General features: G+C 74.4%; 11 protein-coding genes. 5 read left to right on the forward strand and 6 right to left on the reverse strand.

The window, feature by feature from the left end; genetic code table 11:
• Window positions 1-223: 223 nt before the first annotated feature.
• Both ABZY13_RS10710 and ABZY13_RS10715 read left to right on the forward strand, forming a co-directional pair.
• Window positions 224-514 (forward strand): tetratricopeptide repeat protein, encoded by a 291-nt coding sequence (locus ABZY13_RS10710; RefSeq protein WP_356629184.1) that lies wholly within the window; start codon window positions 224-226, stop codon window positions 512-514.
• A 55-nt stretch (window positions 515-569) separates the two neighbouring features.
• On the forward strand, window positions 570-1256 hold the full coding sequence (locus ABZY13_RS10715) for a peptide deformylase (protein WP_356628974.1): 687 nt from the start codon (window positions 570-572) through the stop codon (window positions 1254-1256).
• On the opposite strand, the gene ABZY13_RS10720 is transcribed toward ABZY13_RS10715, so the two are convergent.
• Complete coding sequence (locus ABZY13_RS10720; RefSeq protein WP_356628976.1) at window positions 1241-2671, reverse strand: NAD(P)/FAD-dependent oxidoreductase; 1431 nt, start codon at window positions 2669-2671, stop codon at window positions 1241-1243. The genes ABZY13_RS10715 and ABZY13_RS10720 overlap by 16 nt on opposite strands.
• Before the next feature lie 123 nt (window positions 2672-2794).
• Here ABZY13_RS10720 and trxA point away from each other — a divergent pair, with 123 nt between their 5' ends.
• Window positions 2795-3184 carry a thioredoxin gene (gene trxA, locus ABZY13_RS10725; RefSeq protein WP_356628978.1) on the forward strand — a complete coding sequence of 130 codons (390 nt, stop codon included), beginning with the start codon at window positions 2795-2797 and terminating at the stop codon, window positions 3182-3184.
• 175 nt (window positions 3185-3359) lie between these two features.
• Here the strand turns inward: trxA and ABZY13_RS10730 are convergent, their stop codons facing one another.
• The 3 genes from ABZY13_RS10730 to ABZY13_RS10740 form a co-directional block, all read right to left on the reverse strand.
• A complete protein-coding gene (locus ABZY13_RS10730) occupies window positions 3360-4571 on the reverse strand; it encodes a hypothetical protein (protein ID WP_356628980.1) in 1212 nt (403 codons plus the stop codon).
• 106 nt (window positions 4572-4677) lie between these two features.
• Window positions 4678-5439, reverse strand: coding sequence for a M23 family metallopeptidase (locus ABZY13_RS10735; protein WP_356628982.1), 762 nt, complete (start codon window positions 5437-5439; stop codon window positions 4678-4680).
• 146 nt (window positions 5440-5585) lie between these two features.
• Window positions 5586-6245: a M15 family metallopeptidase gene (locus ABZY13_RS10740; protein WP_356628984.1), complete on the reverse strand. Its 660-nt coding sequence runs from the start codon at window positions 6243-6245 to the stop codon at window positions 5586-5588.
• A gap of 603 nt (window positions 6246-6848) precedes the next feature.
• On the opposite strand from ABZY13_RS10740, the gene ABZY13_RS10745 reads away from it, so the two are divergent.
• Window positions 6849-10178 (forward strand): BTAD domain-containing putative transcriptional regulator, encoded by a 3330-nt coding sequence (locus tag ABZY13_RS10745; RefSeq protein ID WP_356628986.1) that lies wholly within the window; start codon window positions 6849-6851, stop codon window positions 10176-10178.
• Between the two features lie 242 nt (window positions 10179-10420).
• Here ABZY13_RS10745 and ABZY13_RS10750 read toward each other — a convergent pair whose 3' ends face one another.
• Both ABZY13_RS10750 and ABZY13_RS10755 read right to left on the reverse strand, forming a co-directional pair.
• Window positions 10421-11455, reverse strand: a complete 1035-nt coding sequence (locus ABZY13_RS10750; RefSeq protein ID WP_356628988.1) for a LacI family DNA-binding transcriptional regulator — start codon at window positions 11453-11455, stop codon at window positions 10421-10423.
• Window positions 11456-11508: 53 nt separating this feature from the next.
• A complete protein-coding gene (locus ABZY13_RS10755; RefSeq protein WP_356628990.1) occupies window positions 11509-12186 on the reverse strand; it encodes a helix-turn-helix domain-containing protein in 678 nt (225 codons plus the stop codon).
• Between the two features lie 117 nt (window positions 12187-12303).
• Between ABZY13_RS10755 and ABZY13_RS10760 the strand changes: the two genes are divergently transcribed.
• Window positions 12304-12867: an NAD(P)H-dependent oxidoreductase gene (locus tag ABZY13_RS10760; RefSeq protein WP_356628992.1), complete on the forward strand. Its 564-nt coding sequence runs from the start codon at window positions 12304-12306 to the stop codon at window positions 12865-12867.
• The last annotated feature ends 239 nt before the right edge of the window (window positions 12868-13106 follow it).

Consider the following 13106-nt stretch of genomic DNA (forward strand, 5'->3'; position numbering starts at 1 on the left):
GCATGCGCCCCGTCCGGCTCGTCCGCACGGGCGTTGGCCTTCGCCCGGCGTCGTGCCGCGGACGCGCCCGCGGGTCGGGATTCGGGGCCCCGGAATGTTCCGCCGCCCCCGCCGGTTGGAGTGCGCGAAGGAGGCACCAGTGGAGACGATCTACACGGCGGTGGGCGACCAGGCGTCGTACTACGACCACGGAACGCCGGCCGAGCGCTGGGAGCGGGCGCGGATGTTCTTCGACGCCAAGGAGTACGCCGCCGCGGCGCGCGTCCTGGACGGGCTGGTCGAGGAGGCGCCGGAGCAGACCGGGCCCCGGCTGCTGCTGGCGCGGGCCTACTACCACTCCGCCCAGCTGGGGCGTGCCGAGCGGGAGTTGCGGATCATCGTGGAGCGCGACCCGGTGGAGGGGTACGCCCGGCTGATGCTGGGGCGCACGCTCCAGCGGCAGGGCCGGGAGGAGGAGGCGGGGCCGCACCTGCGGATCGCCTCCGCGCTCGCGGGCGACTTCGAGCGGCCGTGAGGACGCCGTCGCGCTCCCCCGTCGCGGGCGGTGCGGGGCGTGGCATGCTGGCGGAATGCCGTCCAGCCTTTCCTTCCGTGCGTCCCGTGACCGTGTGCCCTACGCCGAGCTGGTCGAGGAACTCCTCGCCGCCGAGGGGCCGTTGCCCATCGTGACGGCGGGGGACCCGGTGCTGCGGCGGGTCGCCGAGCCGTACGACGGTCAGCTCGGGCCCGCGCTGCTCGCCCGGTTCGTCGCGGCGCTGCGTGCCACCATGCACGCGGCGCCGGGCGTGGGCCTCGCCGCCCCGCAGGTGGGCGTGGGGCTGCGGATCGCGGTGATCGAGGACCCGGCGCCGGTGCCGGAGGAGGTGCGGCTGGCGCGCGGGCGGGTTCCGCAGCCGTTCCGGGTGCTGGTGAACCCCTCGTACGAGCCGCTGGGCACGGAGCGGGCGGCGTTCTTCGAGGGTTGTCTGAGCGTGCCGGGGTGGCAGGCGGTGGCGGCCCGGCCCGCGCGCGTGCGGCTCACCTGCCAGGACGAGCACGGCGAGGCCGTGGACGAGGAGTTCGAGGGCTGGCCCGGGCGGATCGTGCAGCACGAGACGGACCACCTGGACGGCCTGCTGTATCTGGACCGGGCGGAGCCGCGCTCGCTGTCGTCCAACCGGGCCGTGGCCGAGCGCTGGACCCAGCCCACGCCGCTGGAGGCGGCGCGGGAGCTGGGCTTCGAACTGCCGGAAGCTCCCCCTCAGTTGTCCCGGTAGGCCTCCAGCAGGCGCAGCCACACCTCGCTGATCGTCGGGTACGACGGCACCGCGTGCCACAGCCGGCCGACCGGAACCCGCCCGACGACGGCGACGGTCGCCGAGTGGATCAGCTCGCCGACCCCGGGGCCCACGAAGGTGACGCCGCGCAGGATCTCCTCCTCCAGGTCGACCACCATGCGGGCGCGGCCCTGGTAGCCGTCGGCGTACAGACCCGCCCCGGCGACCGAGGAGAACTCGACGTCGACGGCGCGGACACGGTGGCCGGCCGCTTCCGCCTCGGCGAGGGAGAGGCCCACGGCGGCGGCCTCGGGGTCGGTGAAGACGACCTGGGGGACGGCGGCGTGGTCGGCGGTCGCGGAGTGCGCGCCCCAGGTCTCCCGGCCGACGCTCTCCCCGGCGGCGCGGGTCGCGATGGCGGCGCCCGCGATGCGGGCCTGGTACTTGCCCTGGTGGGTGAGCAGGGCCCGCTGGTTGACGTCGCCGACCGCGTACAGCCAGTCGGTGCCGGTGACCCGGAGGCTGTCGTCCACGGGGAGCCAGGAGCCCGCCTGCAGGCCGACGGTGTCGAGGCCGATGTCGTCGGTGCGCGGGGCGCGGCCGGTGGCGAAGAGGATCTCGTCGGCCTCGATCCGCTCGCCCGCGTCGGTGACGGCGACGACGGCGCCGTTGTCGCGGGCCACGGACGTCAGGGAGGTGCCGGTGCGCAGGTCGGCGCCCGCCGCGGTGAGCGCCTCGGCGACCAGTTCGCCGGCGAAGGGTTCCATGCGGGGCAGCAGGCCCTTGCCGCGGACCAGGAGGGTGACCCGGGAGCCGAGCGCCTGCCAGGCGGTGGCCATCTCGGTGGCGACGACGCCGCCGCCCACCACGATCAGCCGGCCGGGCGCCTCCTTGGCGCTGGTCGCCTCCCTGCTGGTCCAGGGCCGCACGTCCGCGAGACCGGGCAGGTCGGGCAGTTGCGCGCGGGTTCCGGTGCACACAGCGACGGCGTGCCGGGCGGTGAGGGTGCGCACCGCGCCGTCGGGGCCGGTCACGGCGACCGCGCGCGGTCCGGCGAGGCGGCCCTGGCCGCGGTACAGGTCGGCGCCGATGGCGTCGAGCCACCGGACCTGGCCGTCGTCCTGCCAGTGGGAGGTGTAGCCGTCGCGGTGGGCGAGGACCGCGGCGGTGTCGAGGGGGCCCTGTACGGCCTGGGCGAGGCCGGGGACGCGGCGGGCGTCGGCGCGGGCGATGGCCGGGCGCAGCAGGGCCTTGCTGGGCATGCAGGCCCAGTAGGAGCACTCGCCGCCGACGAGTTCGCTCTCCACGACCGCGGTGGTCAGTCCGGCGGCGCGGGTGCGGTCGGCGACGTTCTCCCCCACGGGCCCGGCCCCGAGCACCACGACGTCGTACGCGATGGTTTCCGTTTCCGTCATGGGGTCAGTGTGGTGGGTGGTGTGGCCCGGGGCCACATGGGTAAGCGCCGCGGAATACGGACCCGGGCCGCCGTGTTGTGCGGACGGCTTCACCCCCACCACCAGGAATGAGGGATTCACGCCATGAGCAGCAGCACCGTCGAGCTCACCAAGGACAACTTCGACGAGACGGTCAAGGAGAACGACTTCGTGCTGATCGACTTCTGGGCGGAGTGGTGCGGTCCCTGCCGTCAGTTCGCGCCGGTCTACGAGAAGGTGGCGCAGGCCAACCCCGACCTGGTCTTCGGCAAGGTGGACACCGAGGCGCAGCCGGAGCTGGCCGCGGCCTTCCAGATCCAGTCGATCCCGACGCTGATGATCGTCCGTGACCGGGTCGCCGTGTTCGCTCAGCCGGGGGCGCTGCCGGAGGCCGCGCTGACGGACCTGATCGGCCAGGCCCGCAACCTGGACATGGACGAGGTCCGCAGGTCGGTGGCCGCGCAGCAGGCGCAGAGCGGGCAGAGCGGCGCGTAACGCCCGTCGCGGGCCGATCGGGGTCCGGGGGCGTCGTCCCCGTGCGGGTGGGCGAGGTCGTCGCCCCGAGCGGTCCTGCCCTCGGCCGGCGCCTCCGAGACGGAGAAGCCGGGCGCGAGCACGCCTCGGCCGCTGCGGACGCAGGGGCCGAGGCGCAGTGCCGTCGCGGTACGGGCTAACAGACCGGCACCCCGGGAATCCGGTTCTCCGGCACGCTGAGATAGATGTTGGTCATGTAGCCGCCGTACTGCGGCAGACGAGCCCACCAGTCGTTGGTGTAGGGCGGGACGCTGACCTGCTGTCCGCGCGTCTGACAGCCGACCAGGACCTCGACGCCGGCGGGCAGCGTCGTGACCGCGCCCGAGGTGGTCGCCGCCTGGGTGCGGACCCGGACTCCGCTGCCCCAGGTGCCGATCCACGTGCCGGCCGGCTGCGAGGCGCCGGGGACGTTCAGCGACCGGGTCAGCCGCCCCACGTCCGTGTAGGCCTTGCCGTAGGGGGTTGCGGCGGGGTGCAGGGTGAAGACCGCCACGATGGAGCGGTCGCCCGCGCCGACCACGCCCGTGGTGTGCAGTGCCGGACGTGCGAGGTCCACGGCCTCGGCGCCCGCGGCCGTCCGTGCGGCGGACCCGGCCGGTCCCGCCGCCGCGGCGGTCGTCGCCGTGCAGCCTCCGGAGCTGAAGCCCGACCAGCCCTGCTTGACGGCCCAGGGGCGGTTGAAGGAACCCGCGATGCCGAAGTGCTGGTCGTAGCCGTCGGTGGCGCAGCGGGTGGACTGGCGCAGATTGCCGAGGACGTAGTCGCGTACCGCCGCGGGAGCCGCGTCCAGCAGGTAGCGGTAGATCTTCACGGTGTCGCGGGCCGAGAGGGCCGTGTAGCCCCAGTAGCCGGGATGGGTGGCCGGCGGACGGGCGGTGTCCGTCAGACCGAGCCGCGTGACCATCCGGTCGACGATCGCGCCGGAGCCGTTGTTCGCCCAGAACGTGCTCGCGGCCGCGTCGTCGCTGCCGCGCAGCATGTTGTCGACGCGGGACCGGTCGGCGGCCGGCAGGGCGTCGGGGCCGCGGTTCCAGAGCAGGTCCAGGGCGATCAGCAGCTTCACCACGGACGCCGACCGGAACTGCGCGGCGGTGTTCAGCTGCTCGGTGAAGGCGCCGGTGTGGCGGTCGAATACGGCGACGCCCGCCGTCACCCCGGCCGGCACGTCGGCCCGCACCGACACCGGGGGCGACGACGGGGACTCGGTGGGTGCGCCGGTCGCGGTGGGCGCGGTGGCGCACACCAGTGCCGCGAGAGCGGCGGTCAGCACTCCCGCCCGCACCGCCCCACGGCGTGCGAACCGGACGACCGCTCCGTCACGTGCGCTGCCCAGGCTCATCATGCTCATCCTCCCAGTCGTCGGTCCGCGCGGACGGGGTGAGGCCGGGGCGCGAGGGGCGCCGCGGCGACCGGGACGGCCGCCGCGGCACCCCTCGTCCCGGCGGGGACGCCGGTCAGCACGTACGCACGCCCGGCAGCCAGGCGTCGGGGTGGTCGATGTAGATGTTGCTGATGTAGCCGCCGAGCCCGGGGACGTAGGCCCAGGCGTCGTTGCTGTAGCCCTCGGCGTGGACCATGTCGCCGCGCTTCTGGCACTCCACGTAGACCGGCGTCGGCCCGGTCAGCGTGCGGACGACCGTCGCGGTCAGCCGTGCGTCGGCGCGCACCCGGACCGAGGTCCCCCAGGTGGTGAAGTTGCTCCCGGGCGTACCGCTGCCCGGCGTGCACGGCAGGCCCACCCCGCGCTCCCGCAGGTAGGGGACGGGGTCCATGCCGCGGGTGCTGGACGTGGAGCTGTGCGCCTCGAAGTGCAGGTGGGGCCCGGTGGACTGGCCCTCGGAGCCCATGCGGGCGATCAGCTGGCCGCCGCTGACCCGCTGGTTCACGGAGACGAGACGCTGGTACATGTGGCCGTACTCGGTGACCGTGCCGTCGTCGTGCCGGATGCGGATCCACTGGCCGTAGCCGCTGGCGGCGCCGGAGACGATGACCGTGCCCGGGCCGGTGGAGTAGATCGGCGTGCCGAGGGCGTTGGCGATGTCGACGCCGTCGTGTCCGGAGTGCCACCACTGGGTGACCCTTCCGGAGGTCGGGCAGGAGCCCGCGTAGGCGGTGGGCGCGGCCTCGGCCGCGCCCGCGGTGAGCGGGATCAGCCCGGTCGCGGCGACCGTGGCGAGGAGCATCCCGACGGACTTGGTGCGCTTGAGTACGCGCATGGCGAATTCTCCTTCGTGGGGTGGATGGGGCGAGGGCGGCTCGGCCGACGAGGTCGTCGTCGGCGAGGTCCAGGTGTTCTCCGTCTCGTCCCCCGTGGGTCCGTCCCGGACGTGCGGCCCGGCATGTACCCCGAGGGCCGCGGCGGCTACGGGTGGTTCAGCGAGGCGGGCCCGTACTTGGCCGCCGGCGCCTCGGTCATCAGCGCCCAGTACCGGTCTCCGTACGACCAGTGCCACCACTCGGTCGGGTAGTTGACGAACCCGGCCGCCGTCATGGCCCGGCCCATCACCTCCCGGTTGGCGCGGGCCTCGGCTCCGATGCCGGCCGCGGCGGTACGGCAGCCGCCCGCGCTCTCCTCGGGAGTGGCGTTGACCTGGGTGCCGAGGGGGAGTTCGGCGCCGTCCCCCGTGCACAGCGTCAGGTCCACCGCGCCGCCGCTGACGTGCGGGGCGACCTCGGGGGGCGAGATGTACGCGCTGGCCAGCTCGCGTATCCGCTCCGGCGGGGCGTCCGGGTGGGCCGTGCGCAGCGTGGCCGCGTACGCGTCGAAGTAGCGGCGCTGCAGCGCGGGCGGCCGGAAGCCCTCCACCATCAGCAGGCGGACGCCGGGGGGCAGCGCGTCCTGTGCGAGCAGCAGCCGGCGGAGCACGTCCGCCCTCAGGTGCGCGTACGAGCCGTCGTCGTCGGCCTTCCGCGTGTCGACCCGGAGCGCGGCGACCTCCCGGGCGTCGACCAGGGGTTCACCGTTGTCGGCGACACGCGTGGCTGCCACTCGGTGGTCCGAAAGCAGGATGATGTCCCTCACGCTCTCAGCGTGGCCGCGGGCTCTGCAGGAACGATGCAGATCTTCTGCAGGGCGATGCAGGACCGGCTCAGGACTGCTCGTGATTCCGGTGCGCGAAGCGCCGTGAGCCGAAGCCGTCGTCGCCCCGCGCACCGCCCGCGCAGAACGATTCCTCGGCCTTTGTCGGAAGCAGTCGTCGAATTCTGCGAAACACCCGGAATGGGCCCGAGTCGACGCCGCCGCCGACGCGGACCGCGCCGATCCGGCCACGGGGTCCGCCGACTTCCCACCCGGACCAGGTAATTGTTCACGTATTGCCCGCCTCTCACGGTGTCGCCGCGGCGGGCTCTCGGGTAACCGTCGTCCGGGCGCATCGACGAACCGGCCCCACCGGCCTGGAGGAGAGGCAGTCACACGAAAGGACCTGCGCCTCCGTCCGCAGGTCGAAAGCGGACAGTCCTTTCCTCGGATTGGGAGGGATTCACACAGGACACCCCACGAATTCCAGCCAAGTGCACGTGATACCGGCCTGCCGAGAAAAACGGGCAGTCCGGTGTGCGGCATGCCTTCCGCCCTGGCCGGTATGTTGTCCCCGACTGCGGGAGCGTGAAATCGGGGGACACGATGGACGTTCGCCTTCTGGGTCCGGTCGACGTGTCGAGCGAGGGACGTCGTATTGCGCTGAACGGCGCCAAACCGACGGCGATACTCGCGGCTCTCGTCGTCCATCTCGGTGAGGTGCTGTCCGCCGAGCGGCTGGTCGACCTGGTCTGGGAGGAGGAGCCGCCCGCCACCGCGCGGGCGCTCGTCGCCTCGCACGTCTCCGGACTGCGGCGGGTCCTGGCCAAAGCGGAGGGCGGCGACGCCATCCGCACCCGGTCCCCGGGTTACGTCGCCGAGTTCCCTCCCTCCGCCGTGGACGCCCGGCGCTTCGAGGCGGCGTTCACCGCCGGCCGCAACGCGGCCCTCGACGGGCGTGCCGAGGAGGCCGCCGAGACGCTGCAGAGGGCGCTGCGGCTGTGGCGCGGCCAGGACGCCCTGGAAGGGCTCGGCCAGTCCTTCGCTCGCGTCGAGGCGATGCGCCTGACGGAACTTCGGCTGGAGGCACAGGAGTTCCGCTTCGCCGCCGAACTGGATCTGGATCGTCGTACGGATCTCGTCGCCGAACTCGTGGCACACGTCGCCGCCCACCCCCTCAGAGAACGCTCGCGCGGCCAGCTGATGACCGCGCTGTTCCGCACCGGCCGGATGGCCGACGCGCTGCGCTGCTACGACGAGGGCCGCCGTCTGCTCCGCACGGAGCTGGGCGTCGACCCCGGCCCGGAACTGCGGGCACTGCACCAGGCCGTGCTGCGGGCGGACACGACGGTGCTGGGAGCGCCGGTCCGCCGCGGGGCCACGTCCTCCGGAGCGGGCCACGCAGCGGTGTCCTTCGGGGAGCATCACGGAGCCGGATCCTCCGGGGGCGGCCACGGGCCCGCGGACACGGCGATCCCCTCGCGCTCCGACGCCCGCCCGCCGTCGCACCGGCTTCGTGCCGGGCAGTCGTACGACGACACGGGTCGCCCGGCGCCCTGTCAACTGCCTCCCGACGTCGCCGACTTCATAGGACGCACCGAAGAGATCGCCTGGGCGGCCGCCCTCCTGGAGCAGGTTCGGGACCCGCTGCGCACCGCGCCGCCCGTCGGGGTGATCTCCGGCCGGTCGGGCGCCGGCAAGACCGCCCTGGCGGTGCACGTGGGCCACCGCACCGCCGCGCTCTTCCCCGACGGACAGCTCTTCGTGGACCTGCGCGCCGCGGACTCCGAGCCCGTACGGACCACGGACGCCCTGGCCCGACTGCTGCGCGCCCTCGGGGCGGACCCCGACGCCCCGGCCCGCGACGAGGAGGACCTCCTCGGCCTGTACCGCACGCACATCGCGCGCCGCCGCGTCCTGCTCATCCTGGACGACGCCGTCGGCGAGGCCCTGCTGCGCCCGCTGCTTCCCCCCGGGGGCGGTTCGGCCGTGCTGATCACCTCCCGCCGCCGGCTGGTCGCCCTGGAGGGCGCCGTCCACCTCGACCTCGGCGTGCCCTCCGAAACGGAGGCGATGGAGCTGCTGGCCCGCGTCGCCGGCCCGAGCCGGCCGATCCTGGAGCCGGCCCGGGCGGCCGAGGTCGTCGCGCTGTGCGGACGGCTCCCGCTCGCCGTGCGCATCGCCGGAGCCCGTCTCGCCGCCCGCCCCCACTGGACACCGGCTCGGCTCGCGTCCCGCCTGAACGACGAGCGCCGCCGCCTGGACGAACTGCAGGCGGGCGACCTGGAAGTACGCGCGAGCCTGGGACTCGGCTACGCCGACCTCGACCCGCACCAGCGGCGCGCCCTGCGCCGCCTGGCCCTGATGGATCTGCCCGACTTCGCCGCATGGGTCGCCGGTCCGCTCCTCGACGTGAGCGACGACGACGCGGAGGACGCGGTCGAGCAACTCGTGGACTGCCACTTCGTGGAGGTCGTGCGCACCGACGAGACGGGCCGAACGCGCTACCGCATCCACGACCTGGCGCGCGAGTACGCCCGGGAACGCTGTCTGGCCGACGAGGCCCGGCAGGAGCGGGAGACGGCGGTGCGACGACTGGTCGACCGCTGGCTGGGCATGGCACGCGGCGCGGCAGCCCGGGGGCCGGGCGGCGCGGCGCGGCTCCTTCCTCCCCCGGCGGAGGGCGGGTCGGCTCGTTCCGCGGGCGGGCCGGTGGATAGCGCGGCGAAGCCCGCACGTCTCCCGACGGGGCCCGCGCGTCCCTCGACGGAGCCGGCACGTTTCGCCGCGGAGCCGACTTCACCGACGGACCCGTCGGCCCACCCTGCGGGTGAGCCGACCGCGTGGTTCGCGGCCGAGCAGCGGTGCCTGCTCGCCGCGGTCACCCACTGCGCGGAGCACGGCATGTTCGATGCCGCCCGCGAACTCGCCGCCGCCCTGATGGCCGCCTCCGCGGCGCTCTACAACCGGTTCGACGCCTGGTCCCGCTCCCACGAGGTGGCCCTGCGGGCGGTGCGCCGCGGCAAAGACTCCGAGGGCGAGGCGTGGCTGCTGAACGGTCTTGGCCAACTCCGCCTGGAGCAGGACCGTTTCGACGAGGCGTACGCGTTCTTCGCCGCGGCGCTGCGCCTGTTCGAGGAGCGAGCCGTACGACGCGGACGCGCGGACGCGTTGGCCGGGATGGGCACGGCCCGCCGCGAACAGGCCCGCTTCGACGAGGCCCTGGCCCTGCTGACCGCGGCGCTCGCGCACTACCGGGAGCCGCGGGACGTCGCGTCCGTGGCTCATGTGCTGCACGGCATCGGATGCGTGTACCGGGACCAGGGCCGCGACGACGACGCATGGGCCGCTCTGTCCCGCGCGCACCGCCTGTACGTGGCCGCCGGCGACCGGCACGGCGACGCGCTCGTGCTGCGTTCACTGGGCCTGTACCACCGGGCGCGGGGCGACCTGTCGAACGCGGAGGTTCTGCTGCGGCGGTCGCTCGGCCTCTTCGAGGCGATGGACGACGCGTTCGGCGTCATGTACGCGAGCCAGTCCCTGGCCAAGGTGGAGTTCCGGCAGGGCCGGACGACCACGGCCCGGCAGCGTCTCGACCGGTGTCTGGAGATCACCCGCGAGCGCCAGGACATGTTCGGCGAGGCGCTCGTCCTGCGCACGATCGGCGAGTGGCACCTCGCCACGTCCGACTGGAAGACCGCGGCCGAGATCCTGAGACAGGCCCTCGACCTGTGGGACAAGCTGGAGCTGCCCCTGTGGCGCGCCCGCACCCTGCGCGACCTCGCCCGCGCCGAACTGGCCAGGGGCGCGGCCGGAACGGGGCGCGAGCTCGAACAGGAGGCGCGGCGCGTCTTCCGCCGACTCGGCAGCCGCGAAGCACTGGAAGCCCTGGGAGCCCTGGGAGCGCTTGAACCGCACGGCGGTCCGGGACGCTGAACCGGCGCCCCGCACGACCGGCGAGCCCGACCGGCACTCACCCGGCCCGCGTACGAGAGACGCCCACCCGCGTCGCCGGGCGGACGGCGCGGCATCCGCCGCGCGACCACTGCCGGAGGGGGACTCGACCATGACCAGCACGCCACCGGGCAGGCGCGGACACGGCATCGGGGCGAGGCCGGGCCCGTTTCCGCTTCGGGGCACTGCGCTCCTCCACCGGGCTCCGGTGGCCGTCGTCAGGGTCAGGTGGAGTCGCGCCGCACGACCTCGGCGCCCAGCACCTCGTGCCGCTCGGGCTCGATGCCGGGGTCGCGGACGGCGCGGTCGACCAGTTCGGCCAGCTTCCGGCCGGACGGCAGTTCGAGGTGGACGGTGGTCAGCCGGGGCCTCAGCAGCCGGCCCAGCATCAGGTCGTCGGCTCCGATCACCGCCGTGTCCTCGGGGATGCGGACGCCCGCGTCCTGGAGGGCGCGCATGAGCAGCATCGCGTACTCGTCGTTGTAGGCGAACACGGCGTCGAGGTCCAGCTCGCGCCAGCGTGCGGCCAGGCGGGCGGCGGACTCCTCGTCGTAGGCGAGCGGCAGCTCGGTCACGGTGATCCCGGCGCCGTGCACGGCCTGCCGTACGCCCTCCACCCGGGGCCGGGCGAAGGCGTCCAGGCCGGGTTCCTCCGGGACGACGACGCCGATGCGGCGGCGGCCGCGGGCGCGCAGATGGGCGCCGGCCGCGCGGCCGACGCCCGTGTGGTCCATGACCACCGCGTGGGCGCCCTCGACGGGGTCGGGCCCGAAGGTGACCACGGCGCGGGCGCCGGAGCGCTTGAGCAGGGCCACGCCCTGCGGGCCGAGGGCGGCGCCGGGGGCGAGGACGGCCACCGGACGCAGCTCGGCCCAGGCGCGGGCGGCCTCGTCGCCGCACAGGCCGAGGCTGCCGTGCTGGACGACGGTGTAGTCGAGGCGGCCGAGCGCCCACTGGAGTTCGTTGACGAACCGGCTGAAGAGCGGGCCGGCCGGGATGGCCGGGGCGGGCATCAGCACCATGCGGGTGTGCCCGGCGCGCAGGCTGCGGGCCGCCGCGTGCGGTACGTAGCCGAGTTCCTTCGCGGCCTCGCGCACCCGGCGTCGGGTGGGCTCGCTGATGCGGACGGCGCTGGTGTTGTTCAGGACGTAGGAGACGGTCGCGCGCGAGACGCCGGCCAGGCGGGCCACGTCGGCGCTGGTGGGCACCGGGCGCTGCGGAGTGGATGCGGAGACGGGCTCTTTCGGTATCTGCACCATGAGGTAGGCATCTTGGCAGAGGCCGAAGGGCGCGGTCCGGGCGGGGGAACGCGCTACCGCTCCGGGCCGCGGGACGGTTCGGTCCGGGTCACCCGGGCGACGAGGTCGGTCCAGCCGGCCTCCAGCCGCTCCGGCGGCATTCCGCGCTGCCTGGTCAGGTGGTGGATCACGGCCGGGTCGAGGTACGCCATGAGGGTCTGGGCGAGCAGGTCGCAGTCCGCGTCGGGGATCGCCTGCCGCAGCAGCATCGCCACGTGCCCGTGATGCAGCCGCCGGGCGGGCGGGGTGTAGCGGCGGTCCGGGCCGTGTTCGGCGGCGAGCTGGAGCTCCAGCTCGCGGGCCGACCGGCGCAGCGAGGCCAGGCCGAAGGCGTGCAGCCGCTCCACGGCCGGGGCGCCGGGGCCGAGGGGCGGGGGGCCGGAGAGGAAGGCGGCCTGGAACTGCTTCTCGGAGTGGTCCAGCAGGGCCGTCAGCAGCCCGACGCGGTCCCCGAAGCGCCGGAAGACCGTGCCCTTGCCGACCGAGGCCGCCGCCGCGACGGCCTCCATGGTGAGCGCCGCGGCGCCGTGCTCGGCGACCAGCCGTCCCGCCGCCTCCAGGAGCCGGGCGCGGTTGCGCGCCGCGTCGGCCCGCAGACAGGGTTCGGCGCCCGGCAGGCCGAACTCGAGCGGCTCGGCCGTGTCGGACGCGGATCGCTGCGGCTCGGGGAGCGACGGCAGGGACGCGGACATGAGGACAGCGTAGAGCACCGGGAAGAAACTGGACCGCGGTCCGGTTTTGGTGTTACAACTTTAAACGGACCTCGGTCCGGATTCTTTCGCCCACTGTCACGTCCCCTGGAGTTCCCCATGTCCGTTCGCTTCCTCGCGCTCGTCGGCAGCCTCCGCGCCGGCTCGCACAACCGCCAGCTCGCCGAGGCGGCCGCCAAGGTCGCTCCCGAGGGCGTGGACGTCGAGCTGTTCGACGGCCTGGCCGACGTCCCCTTCTACAACGAGGACGTCGACGTGGAGGGCTCCGTCCCGGCCGCCGCCGCCCGGCTGCGCGAGGCCGTGGCCGGCGCCGACGCGCTGCTGCTCTTCTCGCCCGAGTACAACGGCACCCTCACGGCCGTGCTGAAGAACGCCATCGACTGGCTGTCCCGCCCGTACGGCGCCGGCGCGATCAGCGGCAAGCCGGTCGCCGTCCTCGGCACCGCCTTCGGCCAGTACGGCGGCGTGTGGGCGCACGACGAGACCCGCAAGGCCGTGGGCATCGCCGGCGGCAAGGTGCTGGAGGACGTCAAGCTCGCCATCCCCGGCTCGGTGACCCGCTTCGCCGAGGTCCACCCGGCCGACGACTCCGAGGTCGCCGCCCAGCTCGCCGAGGTGGTGGCCCGGGTGCACGGCCAGGCCCACGAGGCGCCGGCCGCCTGATCCGGCCGCATCACGACGGGGGCCCGGGCGCACGACGCCGCCCGGGCCCCCGTCGGCGTACCGGCCCCCCCTGCCGACGTACCGGCCGGCCCCCTGCCTGCGTACCGGACTCCCGTCGGCGTGCCGAGCCCTCGTCGGCGCAGCGGGAGCCCGGAGCCGGGAGTGCGGCCGGGGATTCGCGGGCACGATGCACGTGTCGGCTACCTGTTCGACGAATCTCGTTCAACTTCACAATCACT

It is taken from the genome of Streptomyces sp. NPDC006610 (assembly GCF_040611575.1).
Classification (GTDB): Bacteria; Actinomycetota; Actinomycetes; order Streptomycetales; family Streptomycetaceae; genus Streptomyces.

Excerpts from the sequence above, each read along its gene's own strand:
- ABZY13_RS10745 (WP_356628986.1), top strand. The coding sequence starts at position 6,849 with ATGGACGTTCGCCTTCTGGGTCCGGTCGACGTGTCGAGCGAGGGACGT.
- ABZY13_RS10755 (WP_356628990.1), bottom strand. The coding sequence starts at position 12,186 with ATGTCCGCGTCCCTGCCGTCGCTCCCCGAGCCGCAGCGATCCGCGTCC.
- ABZY13_RS10720 (WP_356628976.1), bottom strand. The coding sequence starts at position 2,671 with ATGACGGAAACGGAAACCATCGCGTACGACGTCGTGGTGCTCGGGGCC.
- trxA (WP_356628978.1), top strand. The coding sequence starts at position 2,795 with ATGAGCAGCAGCACCGTCGAGCTCACCAAGGACAACTTCGACGAGACG.
- ABZY13_RS10710 (WP_356629184.1), top strand. The coding sequence starts at position 224 with ATGTTCTTCGACGCCAAGGAGTACGCCGCCGCGGCGCGCGTCCTGGAC.
- ABZY13_RS10715 (WP_356628974.1), top strand. The coding sequence starts at position 570 with ATGCCGTCCAGCCTTTCCTTCCGTGCGTCCCGTGACCGTGTGCCCTAC.
- ABZY13_RS10760 (WP_356628992.1), top strand. The coding sequence starts at position 12,304 with ATGTCCGTTCGCTTCCTCGCGCTCGTCGGCAGCCTCCGCGCCGGCTCG.
- ABZY13_RS10750 (WP_356628988.1), bottom strand. The coding sequence starts at position 11,455 with ATGGTGCAGATACCGAAAGAGCCCGTCTCCGCATCCACTCCGCAGCGC.
- ABZY13_RS10730 (WP_356628980.1), bottom strand. The coding sequence starts at position 4,571 with ATGAGCATGATGAGCCTGGGCAGCGCACGTGACGGAGCGGTCGTCCGG.
- ABZY13_RS10735 (WP_356628982.1), bottom strand. The coding sequence starts at position 5,439 with ATGCGCGTACTCAAGCGCACCAAGTCCGTCGGGATGCTCCTCGCCACG.